20 protein-coding genes and 1 pseudogene are annotated in these 24,089 nt (G+C 48.0%); 18 read left to right on the top strand and 3 right to left on the bottom strand.

Annotation, left to right across the window (positions count from 1 at the left end; all coding sequences use genetic code 11):
- Positions 1-4: 4 nt before the first annotated feature.
- The 3 genes from NST07_RS15810 to NST07_RS15820 all read left to right on the top strand — a co-directional run bounded on the left by NST07_RS15810 (position 5) and on the right by NST07_RS15820 (position 6,658).
- Positions 5-763 carry a DUF6063 family protein gene (locus NST07_RS15810; RefSeq protein WP_341092958.1) on the top strand — a complete coding sequence of 253 codons (759 nt, stop codon included), beginning with the start codon at positions 5-7 and terminating at the stop codon, positions 761-763.
- Positions 750-5,234, top strand: a complete 4,485-nt coding sequence (locus NST07_RS15815) for a hypothetical protein (protein WP_341092960.1) — start codon at positions 750-752, stop codon at positions 5,232-5,234. Before NST07_RS15810 ends, NST07_RS15815 begins: the two co-directional genes overlap by 14 nt.
- Before the next feature lie 140 nt (positions 5,235-5,374).
- Positions 5,375-6,658 carry a TPM domain-containing protein gene (locus NST07_RS15820; RefSeq protein ID WP_341378506.1) on the top strand — a complete coding sequence of 428 codons (1,284 nt, stop codon included), beginning with the start codon at positions 5,375-5,377 and terminating at the stop codon, positions 6,656-6,658.
- Between the two features lie 91 nt (positions 6,659-6,749).
- On the opposite strand, the gene NST07_RS15825 is transcribed toward NST07_RS15820, so the two are convergent.
- Positions 6,750-7,238, bottom strand: a complete 489-nt coding sequence (locus NST07_RS15825) for a GNAT family N-acetyltransferase (protein WP_341092963.1) — start codon at positions 7,236-7,238, stop codon at positions 6,750-6,752.
- 172 nt (positions 7,239-7,410) lie between these two features.
- Here NST07_RS15825 and NST07_RS15830 point away from each other — a divergent pair, with 172 nt between their 5' ends.
- From NST07_RS15830 to NST07_RS15840, 3 genes are all read left to right on the top strand, one after another.
- Positions 7,411-8,532: a phosphodiester glycosidase family protein gene (locus tag NST07_RS15830; protein WP_341092965.1), complete on the top strand. Its 1,122-nt coding sequence runs from the start codon at positions 7,411-7,413 to the stop codon at positions 8,530-8,532.
- Between the two features lie 105 nt (positions 8,533-8,637).
- Positions 8,638-9,570: a LysR family transcriptional regulator gene (locus NST07_RS15835; RefSeq protein ID WP_341092967.1), complete on the top strand. Its 933-nt coding sequence runs from the start codon at positions 8,638-8,640 to the stop codon at positions 9,568-9,570.
- 15 nt (positions 9,571-9,585) lie between these two features.
- A complete protein-coding gene (locus tag NST07_RS15840; protein WP_341092968.1) occupies positions 9,586-10,701 on the top strand; it encodes a 5-methyltetrahydropteroyltriglutamate--homocysteine S-methyltransferase in 1,116 nt (371 codons plus the stop codon).
- Between the two features lie 280 nt (positions 10,702-10,981).
- Here the strand turns inward: NST07_RS15840 and NST07_RS15845 are convergent, their stop codons facing one another.
- Positions 10,982-11,962 (bottom strand): aminoglycoside phosphotransferase family protein, encoded by a 981-nt coding sequence (locus NST07_RS15845; RefSeq protein WP_341092969.1) that lies wholly within the window; start codon positions 11,960-11,962, stop codon positions 10,982-10,984.
- A 407-nt stretch (positions 11,963-12,369) separates the two neighbouring features.
- Between NST07_RS15845 and NST07_RS15850 the strand changes: the two genes are divergently transcribed.
- Positions 12,370-13,089: a YebC/PmpR family DNA-binding transcriptional regulator gene (locus NST07_RS15850; protein WP_038591545.1), complete on the top strand. Its 720-nt coding sequence runs from the start codon at positions 12,370-12,372 to the stop codon at positions 13,087-13,089.
- Positions 13,090-13,263: 174 nt separating this feature from the next.
- The gene (locus NST07_RS15855) at positions 13,264-13,443 is read left to right on the top strand and encodes a hypothetical protein (protein WP_038591548.1); all 180 of its coding nucleotides are present in this window, start codon (positions 13,264-13,266) and stop codon (positions 13,441-13,443) included.
- Between the two features lie 88 nt (positions 13,444-13,531).
- Here NST07_RS15855 and NST07_RS15860 read toward each other — a convergent pair.
- Positions 13,532-13,780 (bottom strand): annotated as a pseudogene (locus tag NST07_RS15860) (YdeI/OmpD-associated family protein); the annotation flags it as partial.
- A gap of 228 nt (positions 13,781-14,008) precedes the next feature.
- On the opposite strand from NST07_RS15860, the gene NST07_RS15865 reads away from it, so the two are divergent.
- The 10 genes from NST07_RS15865 to NST07_RS15910 all read left to right on the top strand — a co-directional run bounded on the left by NST07_RS15865 (position 14,009) and on the right by NST07_RS15910 (position 24,083).
- Positions 14,009-14,560, top strand: a complete 552-nt coding sequence (locus NST07_RS15865) for an FMN-binding protein (RefSeq protein WP_342481848.1) — start codon at positions 14,009-14,011, stop codon at positions 14,558-14,560.
- A 250-nt stretch (positions 14,561-14,810) separates the two neighbouring features.
- Positions 14,811-15,251, top strand: a complete 441-nt coding sequence (locus tag NST07_RS15870) for an NUDIX domain-containing protein (protein WP_342481849.1) — start codon at positions 14,811-14,813, stop codon at positions 15,249-15,251.
- Between the two features lie 16 nt (positions 15,252-15,267).
- Entirely contained in the window at positions 15,268-15,630 is a 363-nt protein-coding gene (locus NST07_RS15875) for a fibronectin type III domain-containing protein (protein WP_341092975.1), read from the top strand.
- Between the two features lie 51 nt (positions 15,631-15,681).
- Complete coding sequence (locus NST07_RS15880; RefSeq protein ID WP_342481850.1) at positions 15,682-16,434, top strand: metallophosphoesterase; 753 nt, start codon at positions 15,682-15,684, stop codon at positions 16,432-16,434.
- Between the two features lie 163 nt (positions 16,435-16,597).
- Complete coding sequence (locus tag NST07_RS15885) at positions 16,598-17,362, top strand: TSUP family transporter (protein WP_076109344.1); 765 nt, start codon at positions 16,598-16,600, stop codon at positions 17,360-17,362.
- A gap of 128 nt (positions 17,363-17,490) precedes the next feature.
- A complete protein-coding gene (locus NST07_RS15890) occupies positions 17,491-18,666 on the top strand; it encodes a DHHA1 domain-containing protein (protein ID WP_342481851.1) in 1,176 nt (391 codons plus the stop codon).
- Positions 18,667-18,901: 235 nt separating this feature from the next.
- Complete coding sequence (locus NST07_RS15895) at positions 18,902-21,253, top strand: ABC transporter permease (RefSeq protein ID WP_342481852.1); 2,352 nt, start codon at positions 18,902-18,904, stop codon at positions 21,251-21,253.
- 44 nt (positions 21,254-21,297) lie between these two features.
- Entirely contained in the window at positions 21,298-22,074 is a 777-nt protein-coding gene (locus NST07_RS15900; RefSeq protein WP_341092983.1) for an ABC transporter ATP-binding protein, read from the top strand.
- Positions 22,046-22,807, top strand: a complete 762-nt coding sequence (locus NST07_RS15905) for a response regulator transcription factor (RefSeq protein WP_341092984.1) — start codon at positions 22,046-22,048, stop codon at positions 22,805-22,807. Before NST07_RS15900 ends, NST07_RS15905 begins: the two co-directional genes overlap by 29 nt.
- The gene (locus NST07_RS15910; RefSeq protein WP_342481853.1) at positions 22,794-24,083 is read left to right on the top strand and encodes a HAMP domain-containing sensor histidine kinase; all 1,290 of its coding nucleotides are present in this window, start codon (positions 22,794-22,796) and stop codon (positions 24,081-24,083) included. The genes NST07_RS15905 and NST07_RS15910 overlap by 14 nt, the downstream gene beginning before the upstream one ends.
- Positions 24,084-24,089: the final 6 nt, after the last annotated feature.

The raw sequence follows: 24,089 nt of genomic DNA on the forward strand, positions 1-24,089 counted from the left end.
CAGCATGAGCTATTCATTGGAACAATTGCAGCAGGCTTCGCGGCTGTTTTTTGATCTGCTTCGGCGGAAGGTCATATCCCTGGATGATCCGGCCGCAGTGGAATGCCTGCAGGATACGGGGGCCTATGACGCCTTGCAGTATATGGCCAAAGAGGGAGGCTGCCGGATTATGAATTCCGGTCACCGCCTTCACCTGCTGGTCAATCCGCTGGGATCGGGGTTTGCGTCTAACTTCACACAGCTGCGGAATAAATACTCACGGATTGAACGTAAAACCCATTTACATATTATCAACGTCATTATCCTGGTTTTTCTGGCGGAAATGGATCAGGATGAGCAGCACTTTAAGCCCGGTCAGGACAGCATGTCCTATATCCAAATCTCCGATCAGGTGTCCTCGCTTCTACAAGCATGGATCGAGCTGGATGAGGAAGGCAGCTTCAGCAAGCAGTGGCGTCTGGATATTCAGGCAATGCATAAAGTATGGGCAAGCCTTTATATGCAGACCAAAAGCCAGGAGGAAGGCGATTCTCTGTCGAGAGGCTCCGGTTCACGGATTGGACTGATTCATGAAGGGATGAAGCTGCTGGAGGAGGAACATCTGGTGTTTATTTCCGAGAACGAGAAGCGGATTTTCCCCCGGGAAGAGTTATATGAAAGAATGCGGTATCTGTACCACGATGTAGACCGTTACAAGGACTTGAAAGCTCTGATCGGCCGGACCTTGACGGAGAAGGAGGGGGAAGGTTATGCCGCGCATTGAACGAATCCGTATCGCCGGACTGAAATACGAGAAGATGCTTAAGAAGTATGATGATATGATTCTTGATCTTTGCAATGAGGAAGGCCCGGCCAATACCCTGATTACCCTAATGAACGGCGGCGGGAAAGGAGTGCTGCTGCAGTCCATCTTCCAACTGCTCCTGCCTAAGGCGGCTTGGGGGAAAGACAACGAGAACCAGGTCGAGGCTTTTTTCCATAATCATAAAAAACAGCTCAAGCCCTATACCTTCCACGTAGCGATTGAGTGGCGGCTGGACAACAGTGAGCGTAACGAATATATGACGACCGGAATTGCCATGACTGCCCACAGCTCGATAGATCAGCTGGAGATTAAGGTTGACTATCTGCTCTACGCGCTGATGGATTATGAAGAGCAGGCTGAGCTGACCCTTTCAACGCTGCCGCTGTATGATCATGCGGAAGGCGGTCCTGTAAGTTTTGAGACGATTCAGCAATTTGTACGGGAACGGCGGAATGAAATTGTTGCCTTCGGCAGCCACAGCTCCGATCTGAAGAAGTACTACAGCTTCCTTGCTGAACGCGATATTCATATCGGTGAATGGCGTAACATGAAACGGATCAATGGTGAAGAGGGCGGGATCAAGGGCTATTTTCAAAAAAATGAGGCCTTTACCAACCACAATCTGTTCGAGAAGCTGATTATTCCGGAGATTGGCTCCAGTCTGAACGAGGGTGTCAAAGAAGAGGATGGGTCGCTTCAGCGGATGTTTATCGATACCGCAACCATTGCCCAGAGACTTCCGATGCTGGAGCAGAGGGAAAAGGCTTTTGCCGAATTCACTACGCTGGCTGCACCGCTGTATGAGCTGGTCGAACAGGGAACGGAAGCCGAGCGGAGCTTCAGAGAGACTGAACTGCTGGGCCGGCAGATGTCCACGGTCATTCACGAGGAGCTTAAGAACGCAGAGGCGGAACGCAGCAAAACTGCCGATGCATTGGTTCAGCATCACCAGGAGGCGCGCCAGCTGCGTTTTGAGGGCGATAATCTGAAATATCTGCGCAGCAAAGAAGAACAGGATCTTAAGCAGGATGAATTCACGAGGATTTCAGACAACCAGACACGGGCCAAGTTGCGGCTGGATGAGTCGAAGCTGAAAGAGAAAAAGCTTGAAGTAGCTTATTATCTGGCCAAACGCAGCGCGCAGCTCCGCCAGATCGAGCAATGGCAGAAGGAAATTGAAGCTATCGAAGGCTCGCTGGAAATGAAGGAACGCCAAGAGGTTATTCAGGGAGCGAAGGAGGAGCTGCGGCTGCAGTGGGACAAAGTTTTTCAGCTCTGGCAGGGACAGCTCTCGTCGTTCGTAACCCGCCAGCATTCTCTGACAGCTGAAGAAAATGGCTTACGCAAAGAAAGAGAAAGCTTGCTGCTGGAACTGGGCGGTCTGGATAACCGGATCAATGAACTTACAGGGGCTATCCGCCAATACACCGAGGAATTGGGCGTTTTTGCCTCACGCCATGGGCATGAAGCAGCCGGGGCGCCAGGAGCTGCGCTGCAGCGCACGTTAATAGCAGCTAAGACTATCGCAGACAATATCAGCGGCTTTAACGAGCAGCGCAAAACTGCTGAAGAGCGTAAGCTCAATCTGCACCAAACGCAGACTGAGCTGAAGGTGAAGCTGAATGCCGGGCAGAGCCAAAGCGAAGAGCTTCAGAATCTGCTGGAGTCACAGATGAACAGGGAGTCTCAGCTCTGGTCACACCTGGTCGTGCTGCTGGAAATGTATGAAGAGCATCACCAACTGGGAGTTACGGCGCTATTTGAAGCAAAACCGGCCATTCAGGAGCGGTTCATCCGCAGGCTGGATGAAGCTGAGCAGCAGGCGAAACGGCTGAGAAGGGATTATTACAACCAGCTGATCGATGTAGAGCTGCAGCAGGAGTCCTTCTGGCTGCCGAATGCGGATATCCTGAGAGTGAAGGACACACTGGATTCACTCAAAATCAGTTCCATGATCGGCAGCTCCTACCTGAATGACCTGCCTTACCTGAGCCGTGAAGAGGAAATGGAACGGCATCCGCTTCTTCCTTACGGAATTATTGTGACGCAGCGCGAAGCTGCCAAGCTCCAGCCGGATACGCTGAAAGAAGTCCTGCTCAAGTCAGCGGTGCCGGTTTTCATCCGGGAAGAGATGGCGGAAGCCGCATCCGGTCCTTTCCTGCTGCTAGCCAATCAAGGCCCGCAGATGGTTCTGCAGCCGGATCATTTCCAGGAATGGAAACGCGGAATATCCTCCAGTCTTAAGCAACAGGAGGAGGAGCTTAAGGATGCGGAAGCCTATCTGTCCAAGCTGAAATCGGCGCGGCAGGAATTCGAGCGCTTGTTCCAGAGTGAACATACCTTGGCCCTGAAAGCCAAACTGAATACACTTGAATTACTGCAGAATGAGCTGAATCTAAAGCTCGGAGATTTAAACACGGAGATCAGCAGGAATGAAGACAGCCTTGCGGTTATTCAGAGAGAGCTGGTACAATCTGAAGCCGATCGGACCGAGCATGAAGAAAGAGCACAGGCGCTGCGCCAGTGGGATGAACGGACAAAGAAGCAGGAACAGGATTATAAGGATAAGCAAAAAGCGGTAGAACGCAAAAAAGAATTGAGCAAAGAAATCGCCAGCAAGGATCAGGGGCTGGTTCAGGTAAAGGCCGAGCTGGGCAGTACCGCGCAGGAGCGGGAGAAGTGGATTGGAGATACCCGCTATGCGCTTTTTCCAAGGCTGCAGAACTGGTTTCCCGAAATTGCCTTCCCCGGCGAATATCCGGCTGCTCCTGCTCTGGAAGAAGAGCCCGTACTTGATCCTGCTGCTCAAGATACGCTAATGCAGCTGCTCAGCACGGTGGAAAGCCTCCAGCAGTCCTTAACCCAGAATGAACTGGAGATCCGTACGAGAGCGGGGAATATCAAACGGGCCGGTGAACAGCTGGCGGAGATCGAAGCTGCAGTGGTCCAGGTGGATCAGGATTGGCGGAATGCTCCTCTTCCAACGGATACAGCCGAGGTGATTTTGACGGCCAGAGCGAGACAGAAGAACGAGACCGTATATCTGGATGAGGACTACCAGCTTGTCCACGATTCGTTTATCCGCGCCCAGACCATTCTTGAGAATCTGCAGAAGGATCTCCGGAAATCCGAAAAAGCGATTAAGGAAAAACATGAACGTGCTGTAGAAATATGGCATGATCCGCTGGATCAGAAGGAAGAAGAAATCAGCAGGCGTTTCCGGGAGAATGAACAGCTGCTGAACAGCTGCAAACAAGCCTTGAGCGTTATGGATCAATGGATTCAAACATTGGTAAGCCAAAGCAAAATCATGGATACCCATGTTGAGGGTCGGGTCCAACTGCGGGATGTTCCTGAAGAGCTGCAGCAGCAGGTAAAAGATAATTGTGAGCCGCTGGTATCTGACTGGCTGCTGCGCAGCAAGGAAAGCCGCAGCGAGCGGTCGGAAATCTCCCGTAAGGTGAAGGAAGAGAAGGCGTCTTTAAGCAGCAAATTGGCGAAAAGCGGCTGGAATGCTGAGCTGGAGACCAAAATCCAGGAACGGCTCAACACCGTACATTGGGATGACTTCTCGATAGCCCGTCAGGTGCTTGATTCCATGCTCCAAAGCTCGCGCGATCAGATTGAGAGCATCCGCAGCGACAAGGAAGGGATGGAGCTGTCCCGCAAGCTGTGGGTTGGCCGCGCCGCCAAACGTGTCGTGCAGATTGTCGATATCCTGAAGCGTATGGAACGCCGGATGATCATTCTTAATGAGAATGGCCATGCTTTTCCATTGGTCCGCCTGAATTACAAGAACATTACGGTGCCGAAGACGAGCGATGATATCGAGCCGCTGGTCAGTGATTATTTCAACCGCTGCATTAGCGGGCTGTTGGAGAAATATGCCAAGATTGAGCAGGTGCCGGCAGCCGCTGTCAAAGAGATGATCAATGACGGAAAGATCGTATATGCCGCGATGCAGAACCGTTTCCCGGTGCTTCAGGTCTACAAGCCGGTGACCGAGAACTATTTCCTGTATGCGGCTCCCGAAGAGTACCACTACTCCGACTGGGAAGTTATTAACCGCGGAGCACTGGATGAGGCTGTTGGCAGCGGCGGGCAACGCCAGTCTGTGCAGCTGCTGGTTGCTATGATGATCATGACCCATAAGCGGGTCAACCGTGAGAACAAGGGCTGGACGGTTTTCCTGTACGATAATCCATTTGGTGAGATGGTTTCGAACAACGTACTTGATCCGGTATTTGAAATATCCAAAGCACTCAAATTCCAGTGGCTGATCGTTACGCCGCCCGAGCTGGTGAAGAATGATGTCAGCATCCGTTTCGGCGTGTACTGGCAGCTGTATTTTGGGGGAGATAAAGGAGAAATGCTGGAATCCACGCTCATTAAGGGTGGCCGAAAGCTGATCCCTGCTTCCTTGTTCTGACCCTATCATAAGTCAATCGCGCTATCTAACGGCAACTATAGAAATAAAGTAAGAGACCCGGCATCACGCTGAGTCTCTTTTTGTTCTATCAGGCTATGTTTTGAATATACTATTTTCGTATGGAAGGAGAGATGAAGGTTATGGAAATTCGGATGAGACAAAAGACGTTTATTATAGCTTTAATTGTACTGCTGCTGAGTATGCTGCTGCCCGCTTTTAGCTTGGCCCAAACTGCCGTGCCTGAGCACACGGACTCTTTTTACGTAAATGATTTCGCTGGTGTGATTGATGTGAAAACCGAAAATTACATCGTCAACTATGGAATTCGTTTGCATCAGCAGAGCGGATCACAGGTTGTGCTGGTGACAGTGGACTCTACAAATGGAGCTGCGATAGAGGAGTATGCAACCTCGCTGTTCAACGCCTGGGAAGTAGGCTCAGCTGACAACAACAAGGGTGTGCTGCTGCTCTTCTCGATCAAAGATAACGAGTACTGGGCGGTTAGGGGCAGAGGCATGGAGGACGAGCTTAATGACGCTGTTTTATCGCAAATTCTTTCCCAGTCGCTTGCGCCGGACTTTGCCAGGAAGGAGTACAGCTTCGGGGCACGCAAAACTTACGGGTCACTGATCCAAAAGCTGGGCGGAGTCTGGAAGGAGCAGGTCGGTTCCAAAACCTATGTGTCCGATAATGCCGGAGTTCTCAAAAAGGTCAGCAAGCTTTATCTCAACCAATCCAGCAACCGTTTCAAGACAACGACCGGAAGCGGCATTTATGTGGTTACGGTTAAAAATTCCGCAGACAAAAACCTGCAGGAATATACGTATTCGAAATTCGCCTCCATTGGTGCGGGATCCAAGGATGTAATGCTGGTGCTGGACATCGGCGGGGACAATTACCATATACTGCAAGGTAAGGACATCGACGGTATGCTGACCAATGAGGCGATGCAAAATATTCTGGATACGGTGCTTGAACCGGAATTTGCCCGAAAAAATTACGCAGGTGGTTCGGTAGCAACAGTCAATGCTTTGCACAAATTCTTGTTGGCCAGAGCAGATATTCCCCAGAGTTCCATAGTATCAAGTTCAGAGACTATTGCCGTTTCCAGTACGGCTGCATTACCGGCTGACAAAGCAATGGTGGTGGAAAACCAGTCTGGTTCTCTATCCAAAGGTATAATAGTCAGCGGTCTGTTTCTTGTGTTTATCCTGTTGTTTAGCCTTGCGATAGTATGGCGGAACAGAAATATCGCACTATACGGTTATGGCAGCCGCTGGTATAACCGCAGTCATCGTCGGCGTCGCAGAACTACAAATCAGTTGCAGAGCAGCTTGTGGCAACCGGGCTATTTAAGTTCCGCGTTGACGAATCACGGAGACGGCAGTTCAAGCAGCGGCAGCCGCAAGGAAAGACACGGATGAAATGATGGCGGAAGAGGCCATATCCAATGCCTGATTGACCCTATAAGGTCAACGGGCATTGTTTTTTTATGTGAAATTTAATATTACTTTGTTAGTCTAACTCTTTGATCATCTTGAAATTATGCAGGATAACACCTTTCCGCTCCACCGCCTGCATCTGAACGGACCTGTAGCCGTGATGTTCGAAAAAAGGCTTTGCCGTGAGGCTTGCATCGACAGTTACCTGGAGCAGTCTCAAGCTTCTGGCCTCGGATTCAAGTGCTTTTAACAATTCCGAAGCAATGCCTTTTCCCTGAAAGTCTTTATGCGTAAATACTCTGTCCAGATATCCCTCAGGTGACATATCCGCAAAACCGATGATGCTGTCATTGAACTGGACTATATAAGATATGTGGCTGCTCAACGATTCTTTCCAGGCATTCTGCCGGGTTTCCCGGTCAGCGCTATCTGCCCAGGCATCAAGCTGCAGCTGAGAATAATCCTTTTTATTTACAGAATGAACCGTCTCGTAGAACAATGTAACAATTTGTTCAATATCTGAAAGCCGAAACTTTCTAATCTCAAAATTTTTAAAAATCATTGAAACTCCCCCTCCAAACGACAATTATCCTCATTATAGTACATCTGTTTCCTAACCTTCAGCAGCATAATTGAAAAAAATGAAACTTTTAATCTTTCATTATCGTCTATGATGAAAATATGTGGTTTCATGCTTATTACCATTAATAGAAGTATTAGGGAGGCTTTACGAAGTGAGCGTATCATCATTACCACAGCGCAATGCTGTAAGCAAGAAGAAGAAAAAACCGGTCCGCAAGCGCAAGAAAAAAAGCTTTTTACGCACACTCTCCAGACTTTTTTTAATCTTGATCCTATTACTAATCGCCGGCGGGAGCTGGCTGTATTTTGCGCCTTCCGCGCATAATCTTCGCTACTTGATCGCAGATACGCTAATTACGACTCAGCACCGCTATATGGCGAAATATATCATTGGTGAAGAAGAACTGAAAGACCGGGTTAAGGAGTACAATGAACGCTTTGTGCATATGGGAGATGAGAAGGACACCCATACCATTGTTCAGCCGCCGGTAGAGGTAGAGAAACCTCTGGTCGAGATTGAGGAAGTGTCCGGCACGGGGTATTCCGGTTATGTCATGACCGTTAATGATCCGACCAAGGTACGGCTGGGTGTTCCCGGCAAAATTGGGTCGGGCGAGAAAGTGTCCAGTATGGTGTCACGAACCGGAGCGATTGCCGGTGTGAACGGTGGCGGCTTCGCTGACCCGAACTGGAAAGGCAACGGATTTAAGCCGATAGGTCTCGTGATTTCGCAAGGGAAATTGTTTTACAATGGCTTGGGCGGAAAAAAATCAACACAAATCGTCGGCCTCGATAAGCATGGCAAAATGATCGCCGGCAATTATTCGCTGAATGAGCTCAGTGATCTTGGTGTACAGGAGGCAGTGTCCTTTCAACCGAGATTGATCGTCAATGGCAAGGGCCTTATTAAGAATGCGGCCGAAGGCTGGGGGATTGCCCCAAGAACGGCGATGGGTCAACGTGATGACGGTGCCCTTCTATTTGTGGTGATCGACGGACGACAGCCCGGATACAGCATCGGCGCCAATCTATATGATGTGCAGCAAATCATGCTGAAGCACGGAGCGGTGATCGCTGCCAATCTGGACGGAGGTTCATCCACTGTACTTGTTAAGGACAACGAGATCGTTAACAAACCTTCTTCGCAACACGGAGAACGTTATTTGCCTACGGCTTTTCTGGTGTTTGAACACCCGGAGCAGGCGGATATTACGAACATCTGGGAAGGCCTGGACCCTGCCAAAATTGATGCTGGAAAGAAGCGGACACATTAACTGCCGGTACGCAAGACAGAACAGACGTGGAACGTTAGAAGGTTCTATGCTACGATATCTTCTGTGATGCTGAATTATCGCTTAAGGACCGGAGGGGGAACAGGGTTGACATTGCAGCAGCTCCGCTACGCAATTGAAATTGCCAACAGCGGCTCGATGAATGAAGCGGCCAAAAGGCTTTTTGTGTCGCAGCCCAGTCTCTCCAACGCCATTAAGGAACTGGAGAGCGAACTGGGAATTACTATATTTGAACGAAACAACAGAGGGATCAGCATCTCTGCTGAAGGGATGGAATTTCTGGGCTATGCCCGGCAGATCATTGAACAAACCGAGTTTATGGAGAACCGGTATACCGGCAAGAAACGCAGCCCGATTTATTTTTCCGTATCGACCCAGCATTATGCTTTTGTCGTCGATGCGTTTGTCAGGTTGATGAACGAGCGCAATGTGGCGGAATATAATTTCAGCCTGAGAGAAACGCAGACCTATGAAATTATCGAAGATGTCCGCACATTGCGCAGCGATCTCGGTATTCTGTATATCAACGAGAGCAACTATAAAGTGATGAACAAGCTGTTCAGTGACGGGAACCTGAAATTCACCCCGCTGTTTAATACGAACCCGCATGTTTATGTCAGAACGGGCCACGCACTTACCGCCAAGGAACGGGTTACACAGGACGAGATTCTTCCGTTCCCCTATATTACCTTTGAGCAAGGGGATAACAATTCGCTGCATTTTTCCGAAGAGATGCTGAGCTTCACGCAGATTCAGAAAAATGTTAAAGTGACCGACCGGGCCACGTTGACCCACTTGTTGCTGGGGAGTGACTCCTATACGATAGGCACGGGCATTATGGCCTCTGAGCTGAACGGCGAAGGGCTCGTAACGGTTCCTTTTGACAGCAATGAGGTGTTCACGGTTGGCTGGATTGCCCACAAGGACCGCAAGCCAAGCGAAATCATGTCCGGGTTCATTGAAATTCTGAATGATCTGGTGTCTGAACAATATTTCGACTTCAATCAATCCTTACTATAACAGCAGGAGGGACGTATGATCAGTCCAGTTATCGGCTCCAAAAGAAATGCTCCTCCCTTTCGTTACGACATCGTCGGCAGCTTCCTGCGAACAGATGAGATTAAGACCGGCCGTAATCTGTTTGAACAGGGTGAAATCACGGCAGAGCAGCTTTATGAGATAGAGAACCAAGAGATTTCCAAGCTGCTGGAACAGCAAAAGGTGCTGGGACTTAAGGCGGTCACAGATGGTGAATTCCGGCGTTCCTGGTGGCATCTTGATTTCTTCTTCGGGATCCACGGCACACAGAAAATCAGCCTGAACCAAGGCGGCAGCTCGAAAGAAACTGCCCAGCGGGCGGAGAGCTTCAAGATTGCCGGTAAAATCGCCTTTACGGATCATCCTATGATCGGGCAATTTATCAAGACGCAGCAGTTAGCCGGAGATACGCCGGTAAAAATGACGATTCCTTCGCCTGCCTTGTTTCATTTCGTGCAGGATTATAACGGGAATGAAATTTATCCGGAGCGTGAAATGCTGTACGCAGATATTATTGCAGTGTACCGGGCAGCGATTCAGGCTTTCTATGATGCAGGCTGCCGCTATCTGCAGCTGGACGATACGACTTGGGGAACTCTATGTAGCGGCAAACACCGGGCGCATCTGCGCAGCCGGGGAATTGACCCGGACCAGCTGGCGCAGGACTATGTGCGGCTGATTAACGAGAGCATTTCTCTACGTCCGGCGGATATGACGATTGCCCTGCATGTATGCCGGGGCAACTTCCGCTCCACCTGGTTCGCCGCTGGGGGATATGAGCCGATTGCCGAAGTGTTGTTCGCTCAGGCAGAGGTCGATGCCTTTTTCCTTGAATACGATAATGAACGGTCCGGTGATTTCGCTCCGCTACGGTTTATCCGTGAACAATTTGTAGTACTGGGGTTGGTGACTACCAAACATGGAGGCCTTGAGAGTAAAGAGCAGCTTAAGCTCCGAATTGAAGAAGCCGCCCAATATGTAAATATGGAGCAGCTGTGTCTGAGTCCGCAATGCGGATTTGCTTCCACGGAGGAAGGCAATATGCTGACCGAGGAAGAGCAGTGGGATAAGCTGCGACTGGTTATTGAAACCGCTAATGAAGTCTGGATCTGAATAGAATACAAGTTACCCCCTGAGAGACCGCTCCTGAAATTAGGAGCGGTCTCTCATTACTGATTCGTTAGTTAGCAAGGAGACGGGAATCTGGCAGCTTCGAAAGAAGTGGTGACAACAAATGAAAATTGATCTATAAAGCCTGGAGTTGTGGTGGTGGCAAAGATTACAACCCGATCGCCGCGTTCAGTTTCAAGATCGTAGAAACACTTGTGGCGTTGCTTCTGTTTACATTGGTGCCGCAATCATGCTGTAGGAAGGTTGTTCAGGATAAAATACATCAGCGGAAGAGTAGGACAGTGTTCGCAACCAACTGCTGAAGATCCTTTATCCGGTTGGGAGTTTCTCTTGAAGAATGATTCAATAGTTCACATAGGGCAATGAGATCCTCCAGCTTGGAGAGAAGCCGCCAGTTCTTATCCAGAACCGTACCGTGCTCCTGATAGGCTGCAATAAAATGCTTCTCAAAGACAGAATCAGCCGCTTCATAACGCAGGATGTTGCCAATATCAACGTATCTGTTCCAGGAAAAAGCGAACTCCCAATCCAGTACAGCTGACACTGAGCAGTCTGCAGCATCCCGCTGCATCAGAATGTTCAATCCGTTAAAATCAGAATGGACGAGGACGGGGCTGGCATGGCTCCGGCTTTCCTTCAAGGCTGTAAGATTTGACTGGCAGAAGGACCAAACTGCTTGTGTCAGCTCATTACCAAGCCAGCTCCCGCAAGGTTTATGGAAGAGGCTGTCCTCAACGAAGGCGAGAAAACCTTCGGCATCAGTATTGAACGGCTCGGAGATCCGCAGGTCTTTGCCGAAGAAACCAAACTCCGGGAATGTGTAGTTATGTATGCCGTTTAGAACTCTGCCGGTTGAAGCAGCAGCTGATGCAACAGCTGTTCCGGTTTTTAATACATCACGTAAGTGAATTCCTTGTTTCCATTCCTGCACAGCCCACGGCTGATTAAAAATGGTGCAGCTCGTATCAACATGAATGAAATTCGCTACAGGGACAGTCGGACTTATAAGTCCGGCAATGGCCAGTTCTTTGTAAGCGATCCTCCCATCCTCTCTGTACAGGCGAAGCACAAAGGGGTCAGCCATTCCCTCCACAGTGATCTTATAGTTGGAATTTCGAAATCCAGTAGACATTGCTTCAGCATAAGTTACTCGTTTCCCGGAGAATACAGGCCCGACAATCTCCTTAATGTGCTTAAGCTCCAGTGAAACAGGTCGCTCTGTCCGTTCCCAGCTCTCTTTCATCTCATCAGCCTCCTTAATGCTATCGTAACATACGTATCCGAGCTTCATACAGTATTGAGTCGTAGTATCAGTCGAGCCGCTACAATCCGGCCATCCTTCAAGCGCTGCGCCGCAGAGGGGAGAATGAACAAGAGCTGATGACGGAAATTTACGCAATTTGTCACGATAAGGACAAAAAAATAATGAAATACAATCAAAAACGTTTGTTTAAAATCTCTATCAATTCACTCTCAATCAACAGGAGGGACCGCGGATTCCCGTGTTAATTCAAGGGCTGGGAGCGGAACAAATACTGGCTTTGTTAGACTTTTTCTAGCAAATGGGCTGCCCTTTACGTGATCGTTCGATCAGAGGTATAATAGAAGTCGACTGTTTATAATTAATGTTGGAAAGTGAGCGGAAACTATATGGGTCGTAAATGGAATAATATTAAAGAAAAGAAAGCATCGAAGGATGCCAATACAAGTAAGGTCTACGCCAAGTTTGGGGTAGAAATTTATGTAGCCGCGAAGAAGGGCGAACCTGATCCGGAATCAAACCGGGCGTTGAAGGTTGTTCTGGAACGAGCCAAAACGTACAATGTGCCGAAAGCCATTATCGACCGTGCTTTGGAAAAAGCTAAAGGCAGCGGTGATGAGAATTATGTTGAACTTCGTTATGAAGGCTTCGGACCAAGCGGCTCAATGATCATTATTGATGCGCTCACGAATAACGTTAACCGTACAGCCCCCCTGGTGCGTTCCGCGTTCAGTAAGAATGGCGGCAACATGGGTGTAAGTGGTTCGGTAACGTATATGTTCGATCAAACAGCCGTTATCGGTCTGGAAGGCAAATCTGCCGATGAAGTGATGGAAATGCTGATCGAAGCGGACCTGGACGTTCGCGATGTACTGGAAGAGGACGAGGCTGTCATTGTCTATGCCGCGCCTGACCAGTTCCATGCGGTACAGGAAGTGTTCCGCAATGCAGGCATAACCGATTTCACCGTGGCAGAACTAACCATGCTTCCACAGAATTATGTCGCGCTTGCCGAAGATGCCGAGGCTCAATTTGAGAAGCTGATTGATGCTCTGGAAGAACTGGATGATGTACAGCAGGTATATCATAATGTAGATTCCGAAGAATAGCAGCACTGATTTCATCCGAAGACGGCCAGCAGATGTTTTATCTGCATTGGCCGTTTTTTTATGAGACAGCAATTATGCCTTTAGGGACTCAATGCTGGAAAGAATAATCTGGCTGTGGAAATGCCAAAATAAGCTGGAACACTAATAAGTATCCAACTTAAAGGAGGCAACAAAGTGCCGCATGAAACAACGCCGGATAAAAACCTGATCAATACGGTGGAAGAACTGGAGAATGCACCCGTCAACAGCCAGGAAGCCCAGCAAAGGGAACAGAAAAAACTCGACAACCGCAAAGAGTCGCTCCGGGATGATAGGACGACTTATAAGAAAAATGAACAAAACACGTATAAGTGATCCTTCCACTTGAGTAGCACCAAGAAAAGTGGCAGAAGATATCCTGCCGCTTTTTTTGTCATTTATACACCATTTGATCTAGCGGATCTTAATAATCCAGAAGGCGTCCATTATCATGCCATTGACCGTACATTTTATTTTCTTTAGTGTTTATTATAAATTTGTCTAATCTACTCTCAAATAAATCAGGCTGCTTAATATTGCTTTGTATCGTGTCGATCCGTACTCGTTGATAAAGAGCTGGAAATGCCAAAAAATTCTCATACACTTGCAGCCAACCCCTCAACGCTTCTCTCGATATTGCTGTAATTAGATTTTCAATTTGCATAGATGAAAAATATTCTCCTTTCCTGGTATTCATACCTCCATCATAGCAAAGGCGGCTTATTTTTAGTATAAGTTTACGACCATGATACATAATCTTACTGCCTTCCGGGCTTCGGTAAAAGACGCACACCATTTCATCTATTTACATTATATTAGTAACATTTGTAACTGACTTGCTGGACAAAAATTGATAAATATAGAATGTAAGCGTTTTTATAACATGACTGGGGGAATGGTTGTGAAAAAGGTAACAAAGTTATTGCTGGTAGCCGGTATTTCATTGGCAGTTGTAGGAGTAGGCAACAGCAACGTGCTGAATGATGTATCTTCAGCCGCCAGTGCACCGCTCAAGGTAGGCCGGGTAGAAGCGGCAGCACATGGCACGAAATGCTTCACAGTAGCTGTTGCCGTTGTTCAAAACGGTGTAATCGTGGCTGCCTCGCTGGATGATTATCAATTCCTTAGCACAGAGGTGGCCAAGGGAGTCCCTAACTCCGATGCCGATTTCGGACAAAATTATAAAGATCCTGCAATGGTTCTGGCCTCCAAGAAGGCCAATAACAAATATTACAGTGATCATATGAAAGAAGAAGCCAAATCCACAGTTGCTTATGACAAAAACTTAGCTGCTGTTGAGAAATTTGCGACCGGCAAGACGATTAAATCGCTTGAAGCTACGCTCGCTAAGAAGAGCAAAGAAGAAATGGTGGATGCTGTCAGCGGGGCTACGCTGGTGGATACCAAGGGCTACTTAACGGCTATTCTGAACGCAGCCAAAGCTGCTAAATAACTCACTCGCTTGTATAGATGGAATGCTTAGACTCCTTCACGGCTGCTGCTGTGAAGGAGTTTTTAATTCTAAATAAAGTTGAACTAAAGAACTACCTAGAGGCTAAGAACACTACCCTTATCAACGGGCAAGCCGTATCTAAGTTATAGATGAAGTAGATAAGTGGGATTTTTTATGCTATATTTTTCACATGGCTTTTAACAAACGTACGTTCCTATAATATAACTAAAGAGAGAAGGTGCACCTCAGAATGTCTGAATTCCGCCTCTTAAGTGTTGTGCATGTCATTATGATTAGAAACCAGCAGCTGCTGCTCCTCAGGCGCTTTAATACGGGACATGATGATGGATATTACGCGCTCCCGGCGGGACGTCTGGAACGTGGTGAAGGGGTAATGGCCGCCGCAATTCGTGAGGTTCAGGAAGAATGCGGCGCTCTAATTGCTCCCGGGGATTTAGAAATGACAGGAGTAATGCATATTAAAACTTCCCATGACGAACGGGTTGATTTTTTCTTTATCGCCAAGCAGTGGTCAGGTGAAATAAGCAACGCTGAACCCCACAAATGTGATGATCTTCGCTGGTTTCCATTAGACCGCCTGCCAGCTAATCTTCTGCCTGTTGCCGGTCAGGCGCTGGACCAATACAGGCAGGGAGTATGGTTCTCGGAGCATGGGTGGAACCAGCAATGAGAGAGGAGTAAAAATTATGCTGACTATGATTAAAGGGCCTTATTTGCAGTGGCCGACCGAAGAGTCGATGACCTTTATGTGGGAGACCTCTAAGCTATCTACATCCAGAGTGGAAGTGATGAGGGCAGAACGTATACATAGCGGTTATCAAGGAAACTACAAGCAGCCGGAACAGATCCTTACCAGCGCTGAAAATTCAGGATTTACCCAAATCCATAAGCTTACGGTCAGCGGACTGGAGCCTGGAACGATTTATTTCTACAAGGTGTATTCTCAGAATGAGCAGGAGGCGGCAGAAGCAGGGCCATTTCCCTTTAAGACAGCTATGTTGCCGGGTGAGCCTTTTTCATTTACGGTAACCAGTGAAACTGGCGGTTAGAGCGGTTTTGATATCACAGGCGGAGAGATCAACAACAGCATTTTTGCCCAGATGAAAAGATATCGTCCGGACTTCAGCCTGTTTATCGGTGATATCGTTAACGATGGAACAAATTATGCCGATTGGAATCAGTATTTTTTTAGTCCCGGAAAAGAGCTGCTGCAAGACACTCCCAGCTTTAGCTGCTTAGGCAATCATGAGAACGGAGGCTCATGGTATTATGACTTTTTTGCTTTTGCCGCCCCAAAGAATTATTATTCCTTCGATTATGGAGACGCTCATTTTATTGCACTGGACAGCACGGATTTCATAAATAATGATACTTATCCTGACAGCTCGGGCAAATTTCAGGCAGGAAATGCGCAATATGACTTTCTGGTTCAAGATCTGCAAGATACTTCTGCCAAATGGAAAATTGTCTACTTTCAATATTCTCCTTATGTGTCCGGCGGGTATCAGGTTGAAGCACTGCGGGCGCTTTGTCCATTGCTGGAGCAGCATAGTGTGGATCTTGTACTCAGTTCCCATACGATTGTGTATGAACGAAGCTATCCGCTGCGCTCCGGCAAGCTGGATTTCAAGGACGGGATCGTATATGTCGTAGCTGGGGGAGCCGGTGCAATGCCAGAATGGCTGCTGCCCAAGCGGGAATGGTTCACATCACAATCGCTGGCAGTGCCGCATTTTCTGCAAGTAGCCGTAACACCGCAACAATTGGAAATTCGCGCGATCGATCATCAAGGGGCGCTATTCGATAAATTTAGTATTTTCAAGGAAACGGATGGGTCGAAGAAGTTCATCTGAGTTCTGGTAAAGGATGCGGTGATAAGAAAATAAGCCGGTTGTCTCAGTAGGTAGCAGACTTAAACAGGGAAATAAATCTATGGTGCACTCATCCAAAATTGTGTATGCTGGAGTTTGTTTGGAGGGCAGTCTCTGAAATACATAGCAGGAGGATTTGCGCAGTATGGAGCATGCAAGCATAAGTATGATAGCTATTCTGGTCATTTGCGGATTTCTGGCCGGACTGATTGATTCTGTAGTTGGAGGCGGCGGGCTGATTGCAATTCCGGCACTGCTGTCTGCGGGTATCCCATTACCCTTACTGCTCGGGAGCAACAAATTAGCCGGGACGTTGTGCTCCTTCACAAGTACCGCCTCCTTTATGCGTTCGGGGAAGATCAATTTTCAACTGGTCAAAGTACTTATTCCTTTTTCCATTATTGGTGCAGTGGCAGGTTCACTTACAGTCAGGCAGGTGCCCTCGGAGTTTCTGAAGCCGCTGGTTATTGTCATGCTGGTCGTGATCACAATTTATACTTTGTTCAAAAAAGCTTGGGGAGATGTATCCACATTTGCCGGCAGCAGCAAAAAATCACGTCTAATCGGTATTGCAGTCGCTCTGCTTATCGGTTTCTATGACGGATTTTTTGGTCCGGGAACCGGTTCCTTTCTGATCTTTGCCTTCCTGATGATGGGGTTCGAGTTCGTGACAGCCGCAGGAAATGCTAAAGTGCTCAATTTCGCCAGCAATATTTCAAGCTTATTAACCTTTGTAGCGTTAGGGTCGGTCAGTTATTCCTACGGACTGATTATGGGAATCCCGATGGTGATCGGGGCCATTGTCGGGTCCAGAATTGCCATCCGCAAGGGTGCCGCATATATCCGTCCGTTATTTATTGCGGTGACGGTCATCTTGATCAGCAAGCAAATCTGGGATACGATGCATTAACAAGAAGAAATGGCGGAGAAGAGGGGCAATTCCGCAAATTTAGCTGATTTTTACCGCAAGTTCGGTCAAAGAATACATCGTAATGGAACGGTTCTTCGATACAAACGGAAATGGAGTGGTACACAGTTATGACTAATAAGCTTTACTACGAATCTGCCTTTTTAAAGGAATGGCAAACCAAAATCAGCCGTGTGGTTGAGAAAGAAGAGGGCTTGTATTTAATTTTGGAAGAGACGGCCTTTTATCCTAACGGTGGAGGGCAGCCCTGTGATACGGGGTTTATCGATGAACTTCCAGTCCTTGATGTTATTCTGGAGGACGATGAAGTACTGCACAAGGTAGAACGTTTGCCTGCAAACAACCAGCTCAGCTGCCGGATTGATTGGGACAAGCGGTTCGACCATATGCAGCAGCACAGTGGCCAGCACCTGCTCTCAGCCGTATTCCTCGATCTCTGCCGGGCCATGACATTAAGCTTTCACCTTGGCAGTGAATATGCCTCGATCGACATTGAACTGCCGGAGCTGGCTCCCGCTCAGCTGGCACTTGTGGAACGGGAGGTCAACCGGCATATATACCTGAATCACAGCATTACAAGCTATTTCGTAAATGAAGCAGAATTGGCGCGTCTGCCTCTTGTGAAGCAGCCCAAAGTGACGGAGAACATCCGGATTGTCGAAATTGATGGTGTAGAATATAACGCCTGCGGAGGGACGCATGTCTCTTCTACAGGAGCCATCGGCATAATCAAGCTGTTGAAAGCAGAGAAGCAGAAGGGGAATATCCGAATTACTTTCAAATGCGGAACCCGCGCACTGGAGGAATTTAATGAGAGTCTGCAAATACTCAGCGTACTGTCCGCCAAATACAATACGGGCAAGGATGAAATAATTGACCGGATTGAAAAGTGGGAGCAGGAGTATAAGGACCTGCAGCTGGAACTCACGGCATTGAAGGACCAGAATGACAGCTTCACCGCCCGGGAGCTGTTGTCAGCTCTGGAACCGGACAGTCATGTGATCTCAGAGATCTTCGAGCAAAGATCTTTCAAGGATTTGCAGAGCCTGGCCCTTAAGCTGACTGCACAGACGGAGCTTCCGGTCTTGCTGCTCTCGGCTGCGGAGAACAAGGTGGTACTTGCAAGCAGCGGGAATGCCGGCCTCTCTTGTGGAGCCTTCTTCAAAGCCAGCCTGGGAGAATTCCAGGGTAAAGGCGGGGGCAGTGATAAGATGGCGCAGGCCGGTTTTCCGGGATGGGAGAATGCACTTGCCTTTTATGAATTTGCCAAAAAAGAATTTGTCTAGACGAGATCCCCTGATGCCATAGAATTCACGAAGCCGTACTTTGAATCACTGACAGAAGTATTTCTCGAAAATAAACTTCTTAATAAAAAATGGCCGTATCGCTAAAAAGCGAATACGGCTTATTGGCGTTGGGGGTTGCTTGTTTTGCAATTAATATTTTCCCAGCCACTTAAGGATTATTTAATAACTGCCCCTTTATAATCGCAATAGAGCTTGTAAGAAAGGGGTTCAAATCGTGTTTCTAACCATACTCAAGAAGGACCTGAAGCGCAAAAAAGCAATGAATATCGTACTCTTCGTGCTTATCACCTTAGCCTCCACTCTGGTGGCAAGCAGCAGCAGCCTGATGTATTCCACATCAACGGCGATTAACAGTTTTATCGAACACAGCAAGGTAGCGGATTTCAACATTACGCTGGCCAACAGTCCGGAATACAATCATGACATTGAGGTTTGGGCCAAAAGCGACAAGAACATCAGCAAATCTTACTCTGATCTGCAGATTGGACTGTTGTCCAAGGAAATCAGAATGCCGGAAGGCCGAAAAAGCATAGCCGGGAATATTGGTCTGGTGCTGTCCAAGGTACCCGCTGAGGTAAACCTGGTGTTCGGAGCTGATGATGAGCGATTTACCCTGCAGAAAGGGGAAATTGCCTTGCCCATGAGTATACAGAATGCAACCGGTTTAAAACCGGGGGATAAGGTTGCTATTGAGCTAAAGGGCATAACCAAGACCTTTACAGTTACCGTGTTCTTCAAGGATGCATTTATGGGTTCGGATCTGCTAAGTCTCAAGCGTATGATGATAGCGGCTGAAGATTTCGCAGATATCCAAAAAGTGCTTCCGGGAGAATCATTGTCCAGACAGTGGAGCTTTACAGCTGTACCTGGAACGAACTCCGCCATGCTGTCAGCGGATTTTTCGAAGGAGGATTTGCCGATAAATTTCGAAATTGAAAAAGCGCTGGTGAAAACCTCTTTTCTGACAGATCAGATTATTTCCGCCATGTTATTTGTAATCAGTGTGTTTTTAATCTTCATTGCCTTTTTGACTTTGCGGTTTACGATTATCTCCACCTTGCAGGATGATTATAAGGAGATCGGGGTGATGAAGGCGATCGGCTTCAAAAGCTCGGGAATCAGGGGACTTTATCTGGCGAAGTATTCAGGGCTGGCTGTTGCCGGTGGTACTGCAGGGTTCTGCATCAGCCTTCCGCTGACAGAACTGATGTCCCGAAAAATATCGCAATATATCATCGTGCCTGGCGGCATCGCCGGAATGCTGGTTTCTATAGCTAGTGCAGTTGTTATTGTTGCCGTAACACTTCTGTTCTGCTCCATGTGCATGCGCAAGATCAATAAGGCGTCACCGATTGATGCGATCCGGCAGGGCCATACTGGAGAACGGTTCAATGCTTCCCGGAAGATATATCTGCACAAAAGCAAAGCCTTGCCTACAGCCATGTTCCTTGCCCTCAGTGACGTACTGAACCGGTTGAAGAGCTACACTGCCTTGATTCTTACCTTCATATTAAGTACAGCAATCATCATCATCCCGATTAACCTCACGAATACCATCGTAACGCCAAAGTTTATTGGTTATTTCGGTACTACCGTAGCAGACTTTTATACGAAAAGTGAAATCATAGAGAAACCCGTAACAGAGGTTCAATCAGAGCTGGCTCAGCTAACCGCGGACTTCCGTGACAAAGGGATTCCCGTATCGCTGAGCGCTGATTATACGATAAACACCAAGTATATTTCTGATGATGGTCTGAGCAACCGGCGGATCAGCGGAACTAAAACGGAGCCATCCACAGATAGTCCGTACCTAAAAGGCGTTGCACCGAAGCTGAAAAATGAAATTGCCATAACTAGTATTATGTCCAAGAACTTCCAGAAGGGTCTCGGTGAGAACATAGAGATGGAGATTGACGGCATCCGAAATACGTTTCTGATTACCGGCATATTTCAGACAATTACAAATGAAGGATATATGGTGCGGCTGGCGGATGATTTCACACCTTTGCAAGTGGCAGCCTATCAGTATGCAGGTAATATAAAGCTTCCGGAAGATCAAAAAGCAGCGGTGATCCATGAGGTGAAGCAGCAGTTCAGCGGACTTGAAATCATGAGCGCTTCAGATTTGCTTAGCGTAACTACGGGCGGTTTCATGGGACAGCTGAAAAATATTAATACGTTGCTTACTGTCGTTGTGTGTCTTATTACATTCTTTATTACCAGTCTCTTTGTGAGACTGCTGATTACTAAGGAAGTGCAAGGAATTGCGTTGATGAAAAGCCTTGGGTTCACGAACGGAGAGATTCGTGTATGGCAGGTGCTGCGCATTCTTATCCTGATGTTAGGTTCTGTTATTCTGGGTGTTCTGCTGGCTAATCATTTGGGTGAAGTGCTGATTGGCCTCATCTTTAGTATGTTTGGGCTGACTGAAATAAACTTCAACATTGTGCCCTTGCAGGTCTATGGGTTATATCCTCTGCTGATTCTGGTTGTAGTGGTGCTTGCCGTGTATAGCAGCTGTGGACAGATTAGGAAAATACAGGTTTGGAACATGAACCAGGAATAAACAATAACAGATTCATACGAAATCTATAACTGGAGGAAAATCATATGGCTGCTGTATTGGAAGTTAAAAATTTATGCAAAACCTATATCGTGAACAAAGGACAGAATAACGTACTGAGAAATATTGACTTAACGCTGCACGAAGGTGATTTTGTTTCGGTGATGGGCCCGTCCGGCTCTGGAAAATCAACGCTGCTCTATACAGCGAGCGGGATGGACCGTTTGACCGCAGGGGAGGTTCTATTCGACGGGCAGAGTCTTTCACAGTTGAGCGAGAAGAGAATGGCTGAGCTGAGGCTGCATAAAATGGGATTTATCTTTCAACAAATGCATATGCTGAGCAACTTGTCTATTTATGATAATATCATTCTATCAGGCTATCAGGCGCTTAAGAACAGACAGGAAACACGAAGCCGGAGTGATGTGAATCTTTATGCCGATAAGCTGATGAAGCAACTGGGCATTATAGAAACTGCCAGCCATGATATTACTGAAGTATCAGGTGGCCAGCTGCAGCGGGCCTGCATCTGCCGGGCGCTGATTAACGAGCCGAAGATGCTGTTCGCCGATGAGCCTACCGGGGCTTTGAATTCGAAGGCAGCCAAGGAAGTGATGGAGGAGCTGTGCAGGATCAACCGGGAGGGAACCACAATCATGATCGTCACGCATGATGTGAAGGTGGCGGCACAGACCGATAAAGTATTGTACATGGTAGATGGTAATATACAGGGGGAGCTTCGTCTGGGCTCTTATTCCGAAGACCAGAGATTAAGAGAACGGGAACGCAAGCTGAATGAATGGCTTATGGGCATGGGCTGGTAAATCGCTCTCGATTGAGCTGGCCAAGCGGAAGAACAGCAGGGAGGCGATGCCGGTGGCGGAGATTCTGATCATCGAGGATAATAAAGAACTGGCGGACATTATTAAGGATTTTTTGCAGGGTGAAGGGTATTCGGTAATAGTGACAGCAAGCGGCGAGGAAGGGCTGGCTTATCTTGCTGGGCATACGGTGAAGCTGCTGCTGCTCGATGTAATGCTGCCGGAGCTTGACGGGTTTGCCATATGCAGAATGGTCAGAGAGCAGCATAATCTGCCCATCCTGATTATGAGCGCCCGGCATGGTGACGACAATAAGATTATTGGACTGGACCTCGGGGCGGATGATTATCTGGAGAAACCCTTCACCGTCCAGTTATTAATTGCCAAGGTAAGAGCGCACCTGCGCCGCAGTTATGATATGAAGGACGACAAGCAGTTGCTGGCCGATGGTGAAATTGTGATCAACCGGACATCCATGACAGTCTTCAGGGGCGAACAACCTCTGCCGATGACCTCTAAAGAATACGAATTGCTAGTGCTTCTGATGAACAATAAAGGGAAAGCCTTGCGGAAAGACTGGCTGTTTCAACAGGTATGGGGAGCGGACAGCTTCAGTGAGCCGTCGACCCTGACCGTACATATCAATAAATTGCGCGACAAAATTGAGCAGAAACCCAAAGAGCCGAAACGGATTATTACCGTTTGGGGGGTAGGCTATAAGTATGAAGCGGTTTAACCGTTTGATTCTATGGGTCGTTCTGTCCGGACTCGCGGGAATTGCCGCCTTCGCAGGCTATGCGCTGTCTCCTCTCCGTACGGAACACAGCAAGGCATACCGGATTGAAGTGAACCGTATCTTGCATCAGGCAAGTCAGCAGGAAGGGCCAGCGTTTCCGCTTATGTTCAACGCTTCGGACTATTCCTATATCCGCAGTATGAGCTGGATGGACAAGGATGCGGAGCCGCTTGCGATTCAGCGTTTTTTTGACGGATCGGGGGTTAAGGACAGTGAAGAATATATTGTGAAGCCTATCTATCTTGATGAGAGATTGTCCGGATTCCTGCGTTTCTCTTATGAAGATGGCAGCAGCTACATCCGGGGGACTGTTGTACTCATTGTCATACTGCTCCTGATATTGGCTGCGGTTACCGGTCTGCTCCTCTATGTGAGAGCCCAGATTATCCGGCCGTTTCACAAGATCGAGAAACTGCCCTATGAGCTGGCCAAGGGGCATCTGAATCCTGGAATGAAGGAGAGTAAGAGCCGCTTCTTTGGAAAGTTCATCTGGGGACTCGATCTGCTTAGACAAACGCTGGATACCCAGAGACAAACCAATCATCGCCTTGAAAAAGACAGGCAAACGCTTGTTGCTTCGCTTTCGCATGAGCTCAAAACACCAGTAGCTGCGATCAAACTGTATTCCAGCGCCCTTAGCGATGGACTGTATGAGAGCGAAGCTAAACAGCGGGATTGCGCCCGGTTGATCGGGCAGAAAGCGGAGCAGATTGAACATTTAATAGCCAGCATTATTACGACCTCAGTATCATCACTGCAGGAAGTAGAGATTCAGAGCTCTGAGTTTTACATCCGTGATTGGCTCCAGAGGGCAGTACATAACCATAAAGAACGGCTTGATTTATTGAAGATTCGCCTGGAAATAGGGGGCTATCAGAATAAGCTTCTGTTGGGCGACCCGGATAAATTGCTGGAAGTGCTGGACAACATTATAGAGAATGCGATTAAATATGGCGATGGTACCCGTATAGGGATCACGTTTGAGGAAGAGGATTTCCGCCAGCTTATCCGGATTGAGAATTCAGGTGTTCCCATAATGGCTAACGAGCTACCCTACATATTCACAAGCTTCTGGCGCGGCTCGAATGCCGGGGATAAGCAAGGAAACGGCCTAGGCTTATTTATCTGCAAGCAGCTATTGCAAAAAATGGGTGGCGATATTTTCGTTGAGGCAAGCGGACGGGGTATGTGCTTCGTACTGGTACTTAGATACTAAATGTCG

It is taken from the genome of Paenibacillus sp. FSL L8-0340, assembly GCF_038593145.1.
Lineage (GTDB): Bacteria > Bacillota > Bacilli > Paenibacillales > Paenibacillaceae > Paenibacillus_AQ.